An 18050-nucleotide genomic window follows, 5' to 3' on the forward strand; every position below is an offset into this window, starting at 1 on the left:
CTCAGGGGACGAGGACGGCGCGGCCCAGGACCCGGCCGGCGCGCAGGTCCTCGAGCACCCGCGGGGCGTCCTCCAGCGGGTGCGTCGTCACGGTGCTGACCAGGCGGCCCCGGGCGGCGAGGTCCAGGACCTCCACCAGCTCGGCCCGCCGGTTGCCCACCGAGGTCACGATCCGCTGCTCGGGCACGACCAGCGCCAGCGGGTCGATCTCGACCCGGTCGAAGGAGTAGCCGACGTAGACCAGCGTGCCCCGCTTGCCGAGGGCGGCCAGCGCGGCCGCGCCGGTGCCCTTCGTGCCCACCAGCTCGAACACCACGTCGGCGCCACGGCCGCCGGTGGCCTCCCGGACGGCGGCGGCGACGTCCTGCTCCGAGGCGTCCACGGTGACCGCGGCGCCCAGCTCCCGGGCCAGCGCCAGCCGCTGCGCGCTGCGGGCCACCGCGGTCACCCGCGCACCGGCCTCCCGCAGCACCTGCACGAGGGCCAGCCCCACCCCGCCGGTGCCGTAGACGACCGCCTCCGTGCCGGCCCGGACGCCGGCGACCTCGGCCGCGTGCAGCGCCGTCGTCCCGCTGCAGCACAGCGTCGCCGCGGTGGGCAGGTCGACGCCCTCGGGTACGGGCACCACCGACGAGGCCGGGACGGCGAGCTGCTCGGCGAACCCGCCGTCGGTGGCGAAGGCCAGGAAGCCCAGCGGCTCGTCGCAGAGGTGGTCGTCGCCGGCGAGGCACCAGCGGCAGCGGTGGCAGGCGTGCAGGTAGTGGACGGCGACCCGGTCGCCCACGGCCACGCCGCGGACGTCCTCACCCAGTTCGGCGACCGTGCCCGCGACCTCGTGGCCGAGGGTGATCGGCGTCCGCGCCGGGGTCAGCAGCCCGTCGAGGAAGTGCAGCTCGGTGCCGCAGACGCCGGCCGCGGCGACGTCGATCAGCACCTCGCGGGGACCCGGCCGCGGACGCTCCACGTCCTCGACCGTCAGGGGTTCCCCGGCCCCGGAGAAACGCACGGCACGCATGGTCCAGCCTCCCTACGCCGGTATGACCCGGACAGGTTCGAACGGTCGGCGGCCGCAGCCGCCCTCTCAGCCCACTCCGGTGGGCTCCCGCGATCAGCGGCGGGGACGCTACCTCCCGGCGACCGGGGCCCGGTGGCCGACCCGGTGTTACGTTCGGGGGGCACGTGGCACGGGGTGTCCCCGACCGGGGACTGAGAGCACACCCGTCGAACCTGCTCCAGTTCGCACTGGCGAAGGGATGTCACCGGCATGCCGGCCGTCGACCTGCGCGCCGCCCGCGCGGCGCTGCGCACCCGCACCCCCCTGGTGCACTGCCTGACCAACACCGTCGTCCAGACCATCACCGCCAACGCCCTGCTCGCCGCAGGCGCCGCCCCGGCGATGGTGGACGCCCCGGAGGAGGCCGGCGACTTCGCCGCGGTCGCCTCCGCGGTGCTGGTCAACGTGGGCACCGTGCACGCCCGCACCGCCGAGGCGATGCGGCTGGCGGCCCGCTCGGCCGGCGCGGCCGGGACGCCGTGGGTCCTGGACCCCGTCGCCGTCGGCGGTCTGGCCTACCGGACCGAGCTGACCGGTGAGCTGGTCGGGCTGCGGCCCACCGTCGTCCGCGGCAACGCCTCGGAGGTCATGGCGCTGGCCGGCGCGGGCGGCGGCGGCCGCGGCGTGGACAGCACCGACAGCACCGACGACGCCGCCAAGGCCGCCGTCGAGCTCGCCGGGCGCACCCGGGGCGTCGTGGCGGTCAGCGGCGAGGTCGACCTCGTCACCGACGGACGGCGGACCGTGCGCGTCGGCGGCGGCTCGGCGCTGCTGACCCGCACCACCGGCGCCGGCTGCGCGCTGGGGGCCCTGGTCGCCGCCTACGTCGCGGCCACCGGCGACGCGCTGACCGGGACCGTGGCCGCGCACGCGCACGTCGCCGTCGCCGCCGAGCGGGCCGCGCGGGTGGCCTCCGGCCCGGGCAGCTTCGCGCCCGCCTGGCTCGACGCGCTGGACGCCGTCGACGGCGAGGCCCTGGCCGCGGCGGACGTCCGATGAGGCGCGCGGTCGAGCCGACCCTCTACCTGGTCACCGACACCGCGCTGTCCGCCCCGCGACCGGTCGCCGACGTCGTCCGTGCCGCGGTCGCCGGCGGCGTCACGACCGTCCAGGTCCGGGACAAGACCGCCTCGCGCCGGGAGCTGCTCGAGCTCACCCGCGCGGTGCAGGCGGCGCTGGCCGACCGGCCCGACGTCGCGCTGTGGGTCGACGACGCCGTGGACGTCGCGCTGCTCGCCGGCGCCGACGGCGTGCACATCGGCCAGGACGACCTGCCGCCGGCCGAGGTGCGCGCCCTGCTCGGGCCCGACCGGCTGCTCGGGTTCAGCGTCTCCTCCGTGGCCGAGCTGGACGTCGCCCGCGCACTGCCGGCGGGGACGGTCGACCTGGTCGGCATCGGCCCGGTGTGGACGACGCCCACCAAGCCCGACGCCGGCAGCGCCCTGGGCCCGGACGGCGTCCGGGCGCTGGCCGACGCCGCCCGCGCCGCCGGGTTCGGCACCGTCGCGATCGGCGGCATCGACGCCGCCCGCGCCGCCGAGGTGGCCACGACCGGGGTGGACGGCGTCTGCGTCGTCTCCGCGATCTGCGCGGCGCCGGACCCGGCCGACGCCGCCCGCGCGCTGCGGTCCGCGATCGACCGTGGCCGGGTGGCGGCGTGAGCGGCGTCGCGGTCGCGCTGACCGTCGCGGGCAGCGACCCCAGCGGCGGCGCCGGCATCCAGGCCGACCTGAAGACCTTCAGCGCGCTCGGCGTCTACGGCACGGCGGTGCTGACCGCGCTGACCGCGCAGAACACCCGGGGTGTCACCGGCGTGCACGGCGTCCCGCCGGAGTTCGTCGCCGAGCAGCTGGCGACCCTGTTCGCCGACGTCGGGGTGCACGCCACCAAGCTCGGCATGCTCGGCACCGCCGACGTGGTGCGCGCGGTCGCCGCCGCGCTGGCCGATCACCCAGGCGGACCGGTCGTGTGCGACCCGGTGATGGTCGCGACCAGCGGCGACCGGCTCATCGACGACGCCGCGGTCGACGCCGTCCGCTCCGACCTGCTGCCGCTGGCCGACCTGGTGACGCCGAACGTGCCGGAGGCCGCCGTCCTGCTCGGCGTGCCCCCGGCGACTGACGTCGACGAGCTGCCCGGCCAGGCCACCGCACTGCTCGAGCTGGGGCCCCGGGCGGTGCTGCTCAAGGGCGGCCACTTGGGGGGCGGGGAGAGCGTCGACGTGCTGGCCACCGCGGACGGCGTCACGGTCACCCGCCGGCCGCGGGTCGACACCACCTCGACGCACGGCACCGGCTGCACGCTGTCCTCCGCCCTCGCCGCGCTGGCCGCCCGGGGCCGCACGGACGACTGGGCGCGGCTGGTCGACCCCGCCCGCGACTACCTGCACCGGGCGCTGGAGGCGGGGCAGGGCCTCGGCGTCGGCTCCGGCCACGGCCCCGTGCACCACTTCGCCGGCATCTGGGGGGTGTGACCGCGCAGCGGGTGGACCGATCGCGGGGGCCCGGAGGGTCCCCCGATCGGGACACGGGCAGCGGCTCAGTGCAGGTCGGGGACGGCACGTGGCCGCGGTGTCGGCCGGTAGGCCGACGATGTCATTGCTCGTCGGTCGTGATCGGGACGCGGGTGGCGCCGTCGGCGGCGGGCGTCGCGCCACCGAGCCGGCGCAGCAGGGCCGCGACGTCCACGCCGGTGAGGTCCCCGGACAGCTGCAGCCCCTGCGCCACGTTGGCCGCGACCGAGCGACCCAGCGCCCCGGCGCCGTCGGCGGAGATGACGGTCATCTTGTCCACGCCCGCCAGCGGGGCGGCGGCGGCCTGCACGACCTCCGGCAGCACCTTGACCAGCATCTCCAGGACGGCGGCCTCCCCGTACTTGGCGAAGGCCTCCGACCGGGCGTCGAGCGCCTCGGCCTCGGCCTGACCGCGAGCCAGGATGGCCGCGGCCTCCGCGCTGCCCTCCCGCTCGACGGCGTCGGCGATCGCCTGCCGGCGCAGCTTCTCGGCCTCGCCGCGCTTGGCGCCCTCGACGGCCTCGGCCTCGGCCTCGGCCAGCGCCGACCGGCGGGCCCGCTCGCCCTCGCCGGAGAGCCGGGCCTGCTCGGCGGAGGCCTGGGCGGCGGCGATGGTGGCCTGCCGCTGCGCCTCCGCGGTGAGGATCGCGGCGTTCTTGCGCGCCTCGGCCTCCTGCTCGACCTTGTAGCGCTGCGCGTCGGCGGGACGGCGCACCTGGGTGTCCAGCTGCCGCTCGGTCAGCGCCGCCGTCCGGACGGCGACCTTCTCCTGCTCGGTGAGGATGGCCTGGTCCTGCGCGGCCTGGGCCAGCGGTCCGGCCGCCGCCGCGCGGGCCGTGGCCGCGTCGGTCTCGGCGGTGATCTCGGCCTGCCGGAGCGCGAGCTGGCGCTGGGCCACCGCGATCGCCTCGTCGGCGAGCAGCTGCTCCTGCTGGGCCGCCTGCCGGGCGCGCGCCTCGGCGATGCTGGCCTCCTTGAGCACCCGGGCGGCCTCGGGCCGGCCCAGGTCGGCGAGGTAGCTGCCCTCGGCCTGGATGTCCTGCAGCTGGAAGGTGTCGAGCACCAGCCCCTGCCCGGTGAGCGAGGACTCGGCCTCCTCGGCGACGGCGGAGGCGAACGCGGCGCGGTCGCGGATGATCTCCTCGATCGTCAATCGGCCCACGATCGAGCGCAGCGCACCGGCGAGCACCTCCGAGGTGAACGTGTCGATGCCCTCCTGCTGGTTGAGGAAGCGCTGCGCGGCAGCACGGACGGAGTCCTCGGTGCCGCCGACCTTGACGATGGCCACGCCCTCGAGGTCGCACTTCACGCCCTGCTTGGACACCGCCCCGCGGATGCCGACCGGGATCCGGCGGCTGGACAGGTCCAGGGTGTGCAGCTTCTGCACGACCGGGAGCACGAAGACGCTCGCGCCCATGACGACCTTCTGCCCGGAGGCGTCCCGCGAGGTGATCCCCGAGGCGCTGGTCACCTCCCGGCCCTGGCGGCCGGTGACGATGAAGGCCTGGTTGGGCCCGGCGACCTTGATCCGGGACAGCACGAACAGCACGAGCAGGAGCGCCAGGACGGCGATGCCGCCGATGGCGATGAGCAGGGTCAGGTCCACGGTCTAGGTGCCTCCGGTCTCGGGCAGGGGGTCGGGCGCGGTGGAGACGACGTGGACGGCGGTCTCGCTGAGCGCCTCGACGACGTACACGGGGGTGCCGGCGCGCAGCGGGGAGTCGCTGCGCGCGGCGAACTTGAGGGACTGGCCGGCGACGACCAGGCGGACCTCGCCGTAGCCGGGGCTCGGGACGGCGGAGACGACGACGCCCTGGCTGCCGACCAGGTGGTGGCGGGTGAGGGTCTCGGCGGTCGACATGTCGCGCAGCCCGCGGGACAGCCGGACCGCGGCCCAGGCCAGCGGGACGGCGAGCAGCAGCCCGGCGACCAGGGCGAGCAGTGCGCGTCCGGCGTCCGGGAGCGTCTCGGGCAGCAGCGCGGCCGCGGCGGCGCCGCCGAAGCCCACCCCGCCGAGCAGCGCGGCCACCGCCGGGACGGAGAAGGGGCCGTCGGCGTCACCGAGGTCGCCGACCTCCCCGACCACCAGCGACAGCACCAGGACGCCGAGGCCCAGCGCGCCCACACCGAGGAAGACCGCCTCCACGCTGTCCCTCCCCGTCGGTGTACCGCGACGCAGACTCGCAGCCGGGGCTGCCCATGATCAACAGATTGCTGTACCGGGGCGTCCGCATCTCACCCGTGCGGAGGACGGGCGACCATGGGGAGCCGGCGACGACGACGAGGAGGTGGGGCGTGCGGCGGGAGGCGAGCATCCTGCACCTGGACCTCGACGCCTTCTTCGCCGCCGTCGAGCAGCGCGACAAGCCCTCGCTGCGCGGCCGACCGGTGGTGGTCGGCGGCACGGGCGGGCGCGGGGTGGTGGCGACGGCGTCCTACGAGGCCCGCGCCTACGGAGCCCGCTCGGCGATGTCCACCGCGGAAGCGCGCCGGCGCTGCCCGTCCGGGACGGCGTTCCTCGGCGGCCGGTTCGCCGCCTACCGCCGGACCTCCGACGTCGTGATGGCGCTGCTGCGCGAGGTCTCCCCGCTGGTCGAGCCGGTCTCGATCGACGAGGCCTACGTCGACCTCGCCGCCGGCCCCGGCCTCGACCTGTCCGTGGACGGCGTCACCGCACTCGCCCGCGGGCTCAAGGAGCGGATCGCCGCGGCCACCGGCGGGGTGACCGGGTCGGTCGGCATCGGCAGCTCCAAGCTGATGGCCAAGATCGGCTCGGACCTCGACAAGCCCGACGGGCTGGTCGTCGTCCCCCCGGGGCGCGAGCTGGAGGTGCTGCACCCGCTGCCGGTGACCCGGCTCGGCGGGGTGGGGCCGGCGACCGCCGAGCGGCTGCACCAGGTGGGCGTGAAGACCGTCGCCGACCTGGCCGCCAAGTCGCTGCCCGACCTCGTGGCGCTGGCCGGCCGGGCGCACGGCACGGGGCTGTACGCGCTGGCCCGGGCCGAGGACGACCGGCCGGTGGTCGCCGAGCGGGAGGCCAAGTCGATCTCGCAGGAGGAGACCTTCGCCCGCGACCTCACCGACCGGGCCGTGCTCGGCCGGTACGTCGACAGCATGGCCGCACGGGTCGGCAGCCGGCTGCGCGCGGCGGCCTACTCCGGCCGGACGGTGACGCTCAAGCTGCGCCGCTACGACTTCACCACGCTCACCCGCTCGCAGACGCTGCCCCACCCGACCGACGACCCGCGGGTCATCGCCTCGATCGCGCACCGGCTGCTCGCCGAGGCCGGCACCCAGGGCGGGCTGCGGCTGCTCGGGGTCGGCGTCTCCGGGCTGTCGCTCTACGCCCAGGGCGACCTGTTCGCGGTGGACGACGACCCGCAGCCGGACGACGCGGTCGAGGACGAGCCGGCCCAGGAGGTCCCGGAGCCGGTGACCGCCGAGTCCCGGTGGTGGCCGGGCCAGGACGTGCGGCACGACGAGCACGGCGCCGGCTGGGTGTGGGGCCGCGGCCTCGGCCGGGTCACCGTGCGCTTCGAGGGGCCGCTGACCCCGCCCGGGCCGGTGCGCACGCTGGCCGCCGACGACCCCGCCCTGCACCCGGCCGAGCCGCCGGACTGGCGCGCCGACGCCAGCTGAACCGTCCGCGGGTCGCCGCACACGACCGGACCGGGGGGTCAGCGCGCCAGCGCCGTCCACCCCATCACCGTGAGGTCCCGGTCGACCGGGACGACGACCTGCTGGCCGAACCAGGTGACGAGGTGGGCGGCGTAGCGGCCCTCGCCGTCCACCTCCACCCGGTCGATCGTCGCGCCCGGGTGCTCGGCGAGGGCGGCCGCCGCCACCCGCACCGCGAGGTCCGCGTCGAGGGCGTCGGCGGGCGGCGGGGTGAGGGGCAGCGCGCGCGGGCGGCGGCGGGACCGGCGTCCGGTCGGGGTCTGGGTCATGGCGGTGTCTCCCGTCGTCCTCCGGCCCCCGGTGGGCCGCTGACGGGGACGAGCCTCGGGCGCGCAGCTGTGGCCGGGCTGGACGCCGGGTGCCGGTTGCCTCGGGGTGCGCACGGGTCGGCCACCATGGGCGCATGACCGAACAGAGCGCGTGGGTGCGGATGACCCAGCAGGACCCGGGCCACTCGGCCGCCTACGTGCAGCGGTTCCGGGACCTCGCCGCGCAGGGGTTCGACCTCGCCGGCGAGGCGCGGCTGGTCGACGCGATGCTGCCGCGCGACTCGCGCGTGCTCGACGCCGGCTGCGGGCCGGGGCGCACCGGCGGGTGGCTGGCCCGCGCCGGACACTCCGTCGTCGGGGTGGACGTCGACCCGGTGCTCGTCGCGGCCGCCGAGCAGGACCACCCCGGGCCGCGGTGGCTGGTCGGCGACCTCGCCGAGCTGGACCTGCCGGCGCGCGGCATCCCCGAGCCGTTCGACGCCATCGTCTCCGCGGGCAACGTGATGGCCTTCCTGGCGCCGGGCACGCGGGTCGCCGTCCTGCAGCGGCTGCGGGCGCACGTGGCCCCCGGTGGTCGGGCGGCGATCGGCTTCGGGGCCGGCCGCGGCTACGCCTTCGACGACTTCCGCGCCGACGCCCGCACCGCCGGCTGGGCCGAGGACCTGCTGCTGTCCACCTGGGACCTGCGGCCGTTCACGCCGGACGCGGACTTCCTGGTCGCCGTCCTGCGCCCCGCCTGAAAGCGGACCCCGTCCTCCTCACCGCTCGCAGGCTCGCGGCGAGCCTCTGGACGGGGCCGGCGGTGCCCTGGACGGGCCGGTGGCCGCATCCAGGGACAGCGACGCGGGACCGCCTTCCGCGCGCGAATGGCGATCCTGGCCGCCGTCCGGAAACCGGAGATCGCCACCGCCCGTGGACGACGGGCACGCTCACGGCTCCACCGCGCCCAGCGCCAGGGTCAGCTCCAACACGCACTGCGGGTCCTCGAGGCGCTCGCCGTACAGGTCGCGCAGCTGCCCCATGCGGTAGCGGACCGTCTGCGGGTGCACGAACAGCTCGGTGGCGACCTTCTCCCGGCGCCCGTGGTGCAGCAGCCAGGAGCGCAGCGTCTCCACCAGCTTCTCGCGGGGACCGGGGCCCAGCCCGTCGAGCGGGGCGAGCACCTGGGCGCGCAGGTCGGCGAGCGCCTCGCCGTCGGCCCGCAGCACCAGGTCGGCCAGCCGCAGCTCGGTGTCGACCGGCAGGTCGCCGTCCGGGCGCAGGTCCAGCTGCAGCGCCCGCAGCGCCCGCGAGTAGGAGGAGCGGGCCTGCTGCCACGGCCGGGCCGGGCCGACGACGGCCTCCCGCCCGGTCAGCGCTCGGACCAGCTGGGTGCGGCCGTACCCGTCGGCGTCCGGCACGAGCAGCACCGAGCGCTCGGCGCCGGGCTCGGTACCGGGCAGGTCGTCCCCGGACTGCAGCGTGCGGACGTCGAGCACCGCCAGGGCGCCACGGACGCGGGACTCGGGCACCAGCACCGCGGTGAGGGTGCGGGGCGGCGCCCAGTCCGCGCGCTCGGCGGCGACGGTGAGGTCGTACGGGGGCGCGCCGGTGAGCAGCAGCTCGGCCAGCCGCTCCAGGTGCCGGCGACGCAGCCGGCCACTGCTGCCGAGCTGGTCGGCGTGCCCGGAGGCGCTGGCCGCCGACAGCTGGTCGATGTAGGCGAACACCAGCTCGGCGAAGCGGGCCAGCGACCCGGCGGGCATGCCGGCGGCCACCGCCGTCTCGCTCATGTGCCGCCACGCCACCCGCGCGCCCACCCGGTAGGCGGCCAGCAGCGCGTCCATGGTCCGGCCGGAACGGGCCTCCCCACGACCAAGGGCGTAGGCGCCCTCGAGCGCGGGGCCGATGGGCCGGCTGGGGTCCACCCCGCCGCGCGCCGTCGCCAGCTCCAGGAAGCCACCCAGGGCCAGCTGGACGGCGTTCTCGATCTTCCGGCCCATGACTCCGCTGAACGCCTCGGTGTAGCTGGGCACCTCGACGACGATGGCGGCCACGGTGCGCTCGGCGACGGCCGGCAGCTGGCCCTGCATCGCCGCTGCGACCTCGGGCGGGAAGGTGTCCTGCTCCGGTGCCATCGGCGCTCCCCCTCTGTTCAGGGTCGTTGTTCGCGGAGGACAGTATCCAGCCGCACGTTCACGCCCAGAGCACAGGTAATTGCGCCCAGTGCTGGGAAGCATCAGAGGTATGACCGCGACCGTTCCGCGCCCTCCCTCGGCCCGGCCGGCCCTGAGCGCGCTGCGCGACCGGGTGATCCGCTTCGCTGAGCTCGCCACCACGCCGCTGCTGCCCGCCGACTACCTCGACATGGTCAACCCGCTGCGGGCGGGTGCCGACCTGCGCGGCCGCATCGTCGCCGTCCACCGGGAGACCCGGGACGCCGCCACGCTGGTGATCCGGCCGGGCGCCGACTGGCAGCGGCACGTGCCCGGTCAGTGGGTGCGCATCGGCATCGACGTCGACGGCGTGCGCATGTGGCGCGCCTACTCGCTCACCTCGCACCTGGACCGCCCCGACGGCTGCATCAGCATCACCGTCAAGGCCATCCCGGGCGGCAAGGTCAGCAACCACCTGGTGCACCGGACCCAGCCGGGCACCCTCGTGCACCTCGACCAGGCCACCGGCGAGTTCGTCCTGCCCGCGCAGGCCCCCGCCAAGGTCCTGTTCGTCACCGCCGGCTCCGGCATCACCCCGGTCATGGGCATCCTGCGCAACCACGACGAGCTCACCGACGTCGTCGTCGTGCACTCGGCCCCCACGCCCGAGGACGTCGTCTTCGGTGCGGACCTGCGGGAGCTCGCCGCCGCCGGCCGGATCCGGCTGATCGAGCAGCACACCGACACCGCCGGGATGCTCGACGCCGCCGCCATCGCCGAGCTGGTCCCCGACCTGGCTGAGCGCGCCACCTGGGCCTGCGGGCCGGTCGGCATGCTCGAGGCGCTGGAGGAGCACTGGAGCGCCGCCGGCATCGCCGACCGGCTGTTCACCGAGCGCTTCCGGCCCACGGTCCTCGTCGCCGGCGAGGGCGGCACGGTGACCTTCACCAAGAACGGCACGAGCATCGAGGCCGACGGGGCCACCCCGATCCTCGACGCCGCCGAGGACGCCGGCGTCCTCATGCCCAGCGGCTGCCGGATGGGCATCTGCTTCGGCTGCGTGCTGCCGCTGCGCGAGGGCGCCGTCCGGGACCTGCGCAACGGCGAGGTCACCACGGCCGCGCCGGGTGACGGCGTCCTGATCCAGACCTGCATCAGCGCCGCCGCCGGCGCCTGCGACATCGACCACTGACCCCCGAGACCGAGGAGACCACCGCATGACCGCGCTGCAGAAGAAGGACCTCAACCCGATCGAGCACCTCACCCCCGAGGACATCGAGCTCATCGGCAAGGAGCTCGACGAGATCCGCCAGAGCGTCATCGACACCCGCGGCGAGGACGACGCCCGCTACATCCGCAAGGTCATCGACGTCCACCGCAAGATCGAGCTGGGCAGCCGCGCCGTCCTGCTCGCCTCGGGCTTCCCGCCCGCGTGGATCGTCGGCACGATCGGTCTCTCGGTCGCCAAGATCCTCGAGAACATGGAGATCGGGCACAACATCCTGCACGGCCAGTGGGACTGGATGCGGGACCCGAAGATCCACTCCACGACGTGGGAGTGGGACATGGCCAGCCCGGCCGAGCAGTGGAAGCACTCGCACAACGAGCTGCACCACACGTACACGAACGTCATCGGCAAGGACAACGACCTCGGCTACGGCATCATGCGCGTCGACGAGGACCAGCCGTGGCAGCCGTTCCACCTCGGCCAGCCGATCTGGAGCTTCATCAACGCCTGCTTCTTCGAGTACGGGATCGCCGCCTACGACCTCGAGCTGGGCGCGGTCATCGCCAAGAAGCAGACGAAGGACCCGGAGTTCCGCAGGCGCGTCAAGGCCGTGCTGCGCAAGATCGGCGCCCAGGTGCGCAAGGACTACGTCATCCACCCGCTGCTGTCGGGCCCGAACTTCGTCTCCACGCTCGCGGCCAACTTCACCGCCAACCTGGTGCGCAACCTGTGGTCGAACTCGGTGATCCTCTGCGGGCACTTCCCCGAGGGCGTCGAGACCTTCGAGAAGAAGTCGATCGACGGCGAGACCCGCGGCGAGTGGTACCTGCGCCAGATGCTGGGCTCGGCCAACATCTCCGGCTCCAAGGCCATGCACATCATGACCGGGAACCTGTCCCACCAGATCGAGCACCACCTGTTCCCGGACCTGCCGAGCAACCGGTACGCCGAGATCGCGCCGAAGATCCGTGACCTGTTCGACCGCTACGGCCTGAATTACCACACCGCGCCGCTGCCGCAGCAGGTCGGCTCGGCCTGGCACAAGATCATCCGACTCTCGCTGCCCAACGGCTGGCTGGAGCTGACCAACCGCCGCAACCTGGTGCCGCAGCTGGCGGTGCTCTACAAGATGACCACCGGCGGGCCCAAGGTCCGCCGCACGCTCCAGCGGAAGCTGACCGCGGGCGTCCGACTGACCCGGGCGGCCGCCGCCTGAGTGGCTGCTGCAGCTCCCGTTGAACGCCAGGGGCCCGGAACCGCTTCGGTTCCGGGCCCCTGGCGTTCAGTGCTCCGCGGCCTGGGCCGCGTCCCGGGCACCTCAGGTGCTCCTCGGCTGACATCACCTCCCTCATGGCCGTGCTCGAGAACGTCCGGTCGACCGCGCAGCCTGCTGCAGACGTCGTCGCCTGGGTGGGCGCACCCGGCCCTCCGTCGTCGTGCGGCCCCGGCGGGTGACGCAGCCCCGCATCCCGGGACCCACGGCCCTGTCGCCGTCCGGCGCATGCCGCTGGCATGGCTGCCTGCTGAGTGAGGGGGAGCAGCGCCGTGGACGGTTATGCCTTCGAGGCCACGATGACCCGGGTGGTCCCGATCGGGCTGGTGCCCGAGGGGCTGCGGCTGGACGCGTACTACCAGGGGAGGATGACGGAGGGCCCGCTGACCGGGGACACCGTCGACGGGGTGGACTACCTGCTCCTGCGCCGGGACGGCGTCGGGGTCATCGACGTCCGCCAGGTCTTCTCGGGCGAGGGCGGGCGGACGGTGACCACGCGGGTGCACGGGTACCTGACGCCGTCGGGGCCGATGCCCCCGCTGGAGGCGATGGCGGATCCGGGCTTCGCCTGGCCGGACGCCGAGATCCCGATGCACGGCGCGGTCGACCTGCGCACCGCGGCGCCGGAGCTGCAGGAGCTCAACGCGTCGGTGTACGGCTTCACCGGCACGGTGAACGTGGCGCGCGGCGAGCTGCGGGTCCGCGCGCAGAGCCTGGCGCGGGTCCCGGTCACCTGAGCCGCGTGCTCCACGTGGAACATCGCTGCGTGCGACGGGAGTCCCGGGACGGACGTCGTCCCGGGCCTCCCGTCGGTCAGCGGGTCAGGGGCGCGTCGCGGGTGAGGGGTAGTTCAGCGGCAGCAGCAGCGCCGGGTCGCTGATGGGCACCTCCCACACCGGGCCCGGGCCGTCCGGGTCCACGACCGCTCCGTCGCCCAGGAACGCGGCGACCTGCGCCTGGCCCTGCTGCGTCGCCGGCGCGAACCGCGGGTCGAGCAGGAACCCGTGCGGATTGAGCGCCGCCTGCGGGCTGCGGTCGTTGCGGTAGAGGCTGGTCCGCGACCACAGGTCCCCGGCGTCGATGATCGTGTAGGACGTCGGGTTGGGCACCGTCTGGTCCCCGAAGGCGACCTGGAAGACCGCCCGCTCCAGCTCGACGAGCGGGGAGAAGGTCTCCGGGCTGCCGGAACGGGACAGCCAGGTCGCCCGGGCCAGGTACTCCTGGATCTCCACGGCGCCCGCCACGGTCACCGTCACCGGGGGCTCGCCGCGCAGCGGCATCTGCTCCTGGAAGAAGTTGCGGGTCGGGTCGTCGCTGTTGAGCAGGCCCGCCGCTCGCAGCGCCGCCGTGGTGAGCGGGCGGAAGGCCGGCGACAGTCGGGCGATCTCGCTGATCGGGCCGCCGGGGACGTTGAGCACCGAACGGGCGACCGTCGGGTCAACGCCGGTGAGCATGGTCCCGTAGATGCCGCCGAAGCTCTGCCCGAAGTAGGTGACGTCCTCCCCGGACAGGTCCGGCGTCCCGTTGCCGTCGAGGTCGGTGCTATCCACCGCCCGCACGAGGGTCATGACGTCCGCGGCGGTCTGCCGCAGCGCGTCGCGCGAGGACGCCGGCGCGGCGTCGCCGGTGGCCGAGGAGCCCTCGGTGCTCTCGATGTCCCCGTCGCCGTCCTGGTCGACACCGCGACCGTGGGTGAGCAGCCGGGTCCGACCGGCGGCGGTGTCGACCAGCCACGCGCTCTCCGGCCCGGAGCCGTGCCCCACCACGTTGGTCGCGATGGTCGCGATGCCGTTGCGTGCGTTGGCGCCGGCCGCCAGCAGGAGATCGGCGGTGGACCGGGTGAAGCCGTGCCCGAAGACGGCCACCGGCCAGCCGCCGGGCGGCGGGCTGCCGGCCGGGAGGACGGCGAGGAAGGGCAGCGTCTCGGCACCGACGGGCTTCGGTCCGGCGTCCCGGGTGGGGGTCTGCTCGATCGTGACGTCGTCGCCCAGCCAGGACGGCGCGAGGAACGAGCCGAAGGCGAGGGTGCTGGTCGGGGGGAGCAGAGCGAGCGGCTGCGCTGCCGGTGCCGGGTCCACCTCGCCTTCGTCCTTGGCCCAGCTGAGGGTGGTGCCGGCGACGGGGAAGACGCCGTCCACCTGCAGGCCGCGGTCCTCGATGCCGGCCACGGTGGCGGCCTCGCCGCTGTCGATCTGGCGGCGCAGGTCCAGCAGTCCGTCGGTGGCGCTCATCGTCGTGAACGTCTCGGAGCTCGCTCCGTGGCCCGGGCCGCGGTCGACGCGCAGGCGGTAGGTGGTGCTCGGGGCGAGTTGCTCGGCGGGGTGGGCGTAGAGCGTGGTGGTCGCCGGGTCCCACACGACCCGGTCGACGCCGGTCCGCCAGGCGCCGTCCTCCTCCTGCACGGTGATCCGCGCGGCGGCCGTGGCCGGGTCGACCGGCCGGTTGAACCGCACCGCGATCCGGGGGTCGAGGTCGAAGCCGTCGAGCTCGTTCAGCTCCCGGACCAGTCCGCAGCGGACCGGCTCGGGGCAGCCCTCGGTGGGCAGGGCGACCCGGCGTCCGGTGAGCTGGGCGGGATCAGGGACCGTGAGGTCGTCGGTCGGGAAGACCACGACCGGCTTGAGGTTCGGGCCGGCGGCCGCGGGGGTCGCGGTGACCGACAGGGTGGCCGTCAGGGCCAGGACACCGAGGACCGACGAGGTCGCCCGGTGCCAGCGTCGTTGCTGCACGGGTTCTCCAGGGGTTGGGGACCCTCTTCCTAACCCCTGGTGACGACAGTCACAACTTGCGTGAGGGGGCAGCCGAGGAGGGTGGGGGCCGACAGCAGCCGCACAGGGAGCGTTGAACGCCGGAGGCCCGGAACGACGTGCGTTCCGGGCTCCGGCGTTCATTGCTCGGGTCAGTTCGCCATGTCCACGAAGCGGCTGTAGTGACCCTGGAAGGCGACGGTGACATTCGCCGTCGGGCCGTTACGGTGCTTCACGAGCATGATGTCGGCCTCACCTGCGCGCGGTGATTCTTTTTCATACATGTCTTCCCGGTGGATCATCATGACCATATCGGCATCTTGTTCGATCGAGCCACTTTCGCGAAGGTCAGAGAGCATTGGCTTCTTGTCCTGCCTTTGTTCTGAACCACGGTTCAGCTGACTCATCGCAATCACTGGAACTTCCAGCTCCTTGGCCAGCAGCTTGAGGGCACGGGAGAACTCCGAGACCTCCTGCTGACGGCTCTCGACGCGCTTGCCGGACGTCATGAGCTGGAGGTAGTCGATGACCACGAGCTTGAGGTCGTTGCGCTGCTTGAGCCGCCGCGCCTTCGCCCGGATCTCCATCATCGTCATGTTCGGGGAGTCGTCGATGTAGAGCGGGGCATCGGCGATCTCGCCCATCCGTCGGGCCAGCTTCGACCAGTCCTCGTCCGACAGCGTGCCGGCGCGCATGTGGTGCAGCGGCACCTTCGCCTCGGCCGAGAGCAGACGCATGGTGATCTCGTGCTTGCTCATCTCGAGCGAGAAGATGCACGTGGCCAGGTGGTGCTTCACCGTCGCTGACCGAGCGATGTCCAGGCCGAGCGTCGAGTTGTGGGTCGGGATGAAGCTCCGCCCGGCGAGGAACAGGTGGTCCTCGGCGTCGACCTGGATGCAGCGCACGGGCACGCTCTCGATCGGCCGCACGTCAGTGATGAGACGGACGCCGCGGGCGGTGAAGCTGCGGGCACCGCGCTCCTTGTGCACCAGCTTCTTCCGCTCGAGCCGGAAGACCTCGTCATCGGTGCTGAAGGTCAGCGTGTAGCAGGTGGACGACGCCTCGCTTCGGCCCCTGACGCGCTTGCGGGTCATCCGGACCCGGTGCCCGAGGCCGGCGATGAGCTCGCGCGCGTCCTCGGCCAGCCGCTGGTTGGTGACCGCGAACTGCACGGCGCCGCTCGGCGTCACCGTCCCGTCGGTGTCCAGGAGCCCGGCCAGCAGGGCACGGCGCTGGGCCACCGAGGCGCGCAGGTACGCGGCCGGGATGTGCTTGCCGCCGAACACCCCGAGGGTGCGCAGGATCCCCTGCACGGTGCCGTGATGGTCACGGCACGCCTGGCACTGCGCCCCACCCGCGGACGGGCCACTGCAGTCCGGGCAGGTCGCCTGACGGCCGACCCCACCGCTGGCCCGCAGTCGGCCGCCACAGGTCTTGCCGCAGATCTGCACCTGCGACGTCTTCGGCACGAACAGCTCGCCGCACATGGGGCACGGCCGGGTGGCAACGTCCGGTCGGGGCGGAAGCCGCAGGGCGTATCGACGATCGACGCCCGTCGGCTCCACGGCGAGCCCCTCGGCCTCGATGTGGACGGCGATCTCGGGGTCGTTGCTGGTGAAGTGCGGAGCGCGGGAGGTGCCGTCGCCGAGCCACACGCCCAGCGCGTACGGCGGCAGGGGGAGGTCGGCCTCCGGCAGGTCCAGCGGCGCAGCGTTGGTCACCGAGTGGTTGAGCCGGGCGTCCTTGGTGGCGCAACGGACGGTGCGGGCGATCTCCTCGGTCGTCCGGACCTCGGCGAACGTGCGCTGGTTGCGGTAGCCGTTGTAGCCGGTCGCCGCCTGCTGAGCAGAGCGGCGGCTGGCACGGGTCTCGGTCAGCCACTGGTGCTGGGCGTCGGCCACGATCACCGAGCCGTCGGAGAAGTGCACCTCGTAGCAGGGACGGCCGGTCATCACCTCGGTGGCGGCCACGACCGTGGTCGGCCGGCCGTCGGAGCCCATCACCTGGTCGCCGACGGCGACCTCGCCCATGGTCGTCCAGCCGGTCGGCGTGGCGATCGGGGTGTCCAGGCCCAGGGCCTTGCCGACACCCGGGCGCGCGGCGATGACCACCATCTGGCCGGCCTGGAGGCCGTTGGTCAGTTCGTCGAGGTCGCGGATCCCGGTGGGCACGCCGCGGGCGGTACCGCCACGGGAGGCGATGGCGTCCAGCTCGTCCATCGTCGGCTGCAGGACGTCCTCGAGGCGCGAGTAGTCCTCGCTCATGCGCTTCTCGGTGACGTCGTAGATCTCCTGCTGGGCGCGGTCGACGATGTCGTCGACGTCGCCCTTGCCGCCTGCCGCGCCGTAGCCCAGCTGGACGACGCGGGTGCCGGCCTCGACCAGCCGCCGCAGCACCGCCTGCTCGGCGACGATCGCTGCGTAGTAGCCGGCGTTGGCCGCCGTCGGCGTCGACTGGATCAGGGTGTGCAGGTAGACCGCGCCACCCATCTTCGACAGCTGGTCGGTGCGGTTGAGCTCGGCGGCGACGGTGATCGCGTCGGCCGGCTCGCCCCGCCCGTACAGGTCGAGGATGCAGTCGAAGATCACCTGGTGCGCCGGCCGGTAGAAGTCGTTGCCGTGCAACACCTCGACGACGTCGGCGATCGCGTCCTTGCTCAGCAGCATGCCGCCGAGCACCGACTGCTCCGCTGCGACGTCCTGCGGCGGCTGCCGGTCGTACGCCGGCGCCGTCGGGGACGGGCGCTCGAAGTCGCCGGCCACCGCCACGGGGTTCCTCCATCCACTCACGGCGCACCCGCGCACAGGCCCCGGCACGAGGCCGGGGCCTGGTGGGGGAAGCACCAGAACGCTGCACACCTGACTCGAACGTTTGTTCGGGTCTTTGCTACCGCGGGGGACTGACAGTTCCGCACCGACGGGAGTCGAGGAGGACGTTAGGAAGTGCGGACGGACCAGTCCAACACCGGTGTGCACGCGCTTCTGCACAACTTGTGGACAAGTCGGTGGACACAGCCGTGTCGACATGTGGAGACAGCGGGGGACGCCGCGACGGCTTCCCCCGTATCCCGGGCCTGACCTGCACGAAGACGACCCACCGGGTGTGGACGGGAGAAAGTTCGGAGAAATCCGGGTGTAGCCCGTCGGCGTGTCGA

General features: G+C 74.1%; 15 protein-coding genes and 2 riboswitches. Of the genes, 8 read left to right on the top strand and 7 right to left on the bottom strand.

Going from position 1 to position 18050, the window contains the following annotated elements:
• Position 1: 1 nt before the first annotated feature.
• Positions 2 to 1015 carry an alcohol dehydrogenase catalytic domain-containing protein gene (locus CNO22_RS03655; RefSeq protein WP_100497998.1) on the bottom strand — a complete coding sequence of 338 codons (1014 nt, stop codon included), beginning with the start codon at positions 1013 to 1015 and terminating at the stop codon, positions 2 to 4.
• Positions 1008 to 1116, bottom strand: a riboswitch (TPP riboswitch). (Overlaps the previous gene by 8 nt.)
• A 59-nt stretch (positions 1117 to 1175) precedes the next feature.
• Positions 1176 to 1271: riboswitch (TPP riboswitch) on the top strand.
• Here CNO22_RS03655 and thiM point away from each other — a divergent pair.
• From thiM to thiD, 3 genes are all read left to right on the top strand, one after another.
• Entirely contained in the window at positions 1265 to 2053 is a 789-nt protein-coding gene (thiM, locus tag CNO22_RS03660) for a hydroxyethylthiazole kinase (protein WP_100497999.1), read from the top strand. It overlaps the preceding riboswitch by 7 nt.
• A complete protein-coding gene (gene thiE, locus CNO22_RS03665; RefSeq protein WP_100498000.1) occupies positions 2050 to 2715 on the top strand; it encodes a thiamine phosphate synthase in 666 nt (221 codons plus the stop codon). The genes thiM and thiE overlap by 4 nt, the downstream gene beginning before the upstream one ends.
• Complete coding sequence (gene thiD / locus CNO22_RS03670) at positions 2712 to 3527, top strand: bifunctional hydroxymethylpyrimidine kinase/phosphomethylpyrimidine kinase (RefSeq protein WP_100498001.1); 816 nt, start codon at positions 2712 to 2714, stop codon at positions 3525 to 3527. Before thiE ends, thiD begins: the two co-directional genes overlap by 4 nt.
• A 121-nt stretch (positions 3528 to 3648) precedes the next feature.
• Here the strand turns inward: thiD and CNO22_RS03675 are convergent, their stop codons facing one another.
• On the bottom strand, positions 3649 to 5172 hold the full coding sequence (locus CNO22_RS03675) for a flotillin family protein (protein WP_232806764.1): 1524 nt from the start codon (positions 5170 to 5172) through the stop codon (positions 3649 to 3651).
• A gap of 3 nt (positions 5173 to 5175) precedes the next feature.
• Complete coding sequence (locus tag CNO22_RS03680; RefSeq protein ID WP_198588079.1) at positions 5176 to 5712, bottom strand: NfeD family protein; 537 nt, start codon at positions 5710 to 5712, stop codon at positions 5176 to 5178.
• Positions 5713 to 5861: 149 nt separating this feature from the next.
• Between CNO22_RS03680 and CNO22_RS03685 the strand changes: the two genes are divergently transcribed.
• Complete coding sequence (locus CNO22_RS03685; protein WP_100498003.1) at positions 5862 to 7205, top strand: DNA polymerase IV; 1344 nt, start codon at positions 5862 to 5864, stop codon at positions 7203 to 7205.
• Between the two features lie 38 nt (positions 7206 to 7243).
• On the opposite strand, the gene CNO22_RS03690 is transcribed toward CNO22_RS03685, so the two are convergent.
• Positions 7244 to 7513, bottom strand: coding sequence for a hypothetical protein (locus CNO22_RS03690; protein WP_100498004.1), 270 nt, complete (start codon positions 7511 to 7513; stop codon positions 7244 to 7246).
• Between the two features lie 134 nt (positions 7514 to 7647).
• On the opposite strand from CNO22_RS03690, the gene CNO22_RS03695 reads away from it, so the two are divergent.
• Positions 7648 to 8253 (top strand): class I SAM-dependent methyltransferase, encoded by a 606-nt coding sequence (locus CNO22_RS03695; protein ID WP_100498005.1) that lies wholly within the window; start codon positions 7648 to 7650, stop codon positions 8251 to 8253.
• 189 nt (positions 8254 to 8442) lie between these two features.
• On the opposite strand, the gene CNO22_RS03700 is transcribed toward CNO22_RS03695, so the two are convergent.
• Positions 8443 to 9630 carry a PucR family transcriptional regulator gene (locus CNO22_RS03700; protein WP_100498006.1) on the bottom strand — a complete coding sequence of 396 codons (1188 nt, stop codon included), beginning with the start codon at positions 9628 to 9630 and terminating at the stop codon, positions 8443 to 8445.
• A 109-nt stretch (positions 9631 to 9739) separates the two neighbouring features.
• Between CNO22_RS03700 and CNO22_RS03705 the strand changes: the two genes are divergently transcribed.
• The 3 genes from CNO22_RS03705 (at position 9740) to CNO22_RS03715 (ending at position 12886) form a co-directional block, all read left to right on the top strand.
• Positions 9740 to 10840 (top strand): ferredoxin reductase, encoded by a 1101-nt coding sequence (locus CNO22_RS03705; protein WP_100498007.1) that lies wholly within the window; start codon positions 9740 to 9742, stop codon positions 10838 to 10840.
• Positions 10841 to 10865: 25 nt separating this feature from the next.
• A complete protein-coding gene (locus CNO22_RS03710; protein WP_100498008.1) occupies positions 10866 to 12092 on the top strand; it encodes a fatty acid desaturase family protein in 1227 nt (408 codons plus the stop codon).
• 329 nt (positions 12093 to 12421) lie between these two features.
• Positions 12422 to 12886: a DUF3237 family protein gene (locus CNO22_RS03715; RefSeq protein WP_100498009.1), complete on the top strand. Its 465-nt coding sequence runs from the start codon at positions 12422 to 12424 to the stop codon at positions 12884 to 12886.
• A gap of 84 nt (positions 12887 to 12970) precedes the next feature.
• Here the strand turns inward: CNO22_RS03715 and CNO22_RS03720 are convergent, their stop codons facing one another.
• The gene (locus CNO22_RS03720) at positions 12971 to 14878 is read right to left on the bottom strand and encodes an Ig-like domain-containing protein (protein WP_100498010.1); all 1908 of its coding nucleotides are present in this window, start codon (positions 14876 to 14878) and stop codon (positions 12971 to 12973) included.
• Positions 14879 to 15048: 170 nt separating this feature from the next.
• On the bottom strand, positions 15049 to 17664 hold the full coding sequence (gene dnaB / locus CNO22_RS03725; RefSeq protein ID WP_100498011.1) for a replicative DNA helicase: 2616 nt from the start codon (positions 17662 to 17664) through the stop codon (positions 15049 to 15051).
• Positions 17665 to 18050 lie beyond the last annotated feature (386 nt).

Source organism: Geodermatophilus chilensis (assembly GCF_002802985.1).
GTDB classification, from domain to species: Bacteria; Actinomycetota; Actinomycetes; order Mycobacteriales; family Geodermatophilaceae; genus Geodermatophilus; species Geodermatophilus chilensis.

What these genes read in the sequence shown, in the direction of transcription:
- CNO22_RS03655 (WP_100497998.1), bottom strand. Translation starts at nt 1,015, where the DNA reads ATGCGTGCCGTGCGTTTCTCCGGGGCCGGGGAACCCCTGACGGTCGAG.
- CNO22_RS03700 (WP_100498006.1), bottom strand. Translation starts at nt 9,630, where the DNA reads ATGGCACCGGAGCAGGACACCTTCCCGCCCGAGGTCGCAGCGGCGATG.
- CNO22_RS03710 (WP_100498008.1), top strand. Translation starts at nt 10,866, where the DNA reads ATGACCGCGCTGCAGAAGAAGGACCTCAACCCGATCGAGCACCTCACC.
- CNO22_RS03695 (WP_100498005.1), top strand. Translation starts at nt 7,648, where the DNA reads ATGACCGAACAGAGCGCGTGGGTGCGGATGACCCAGCAGGACCCGGGC.
- thiE (WP_100498000.1), top strand. Translation starts at nt 2,050, where the DNA reads ATGAGGCGCGCGGTCGAGCCGACCCTCTACCTGGTCACCGACACCGCG.
- CNO22_RS03705 (WP_100498007.1), top strand. Translation starts at nt 9,740, where the DNA reads ATGACCGCGACCGTTCCGCGCCCTCCCTCGGCCCGGCCGGCCCTGAGC.
- thiM (WP_100497999.1), top strand. Translation starts at nt 1,265, where the DNA reads ATGCCGGCCGTCGACCTGCGCGCCGCCCGCGCGGCGCTGCGCACCCGC.
- CNO22_RS03690 (WP_100498004.1), bottom strand. Translation starts at nt 7,513, where the DNA reads ATGACCCAGACCCCGACCGGACGCCGGTCCCGCCGCCGCCCGCGCGCG.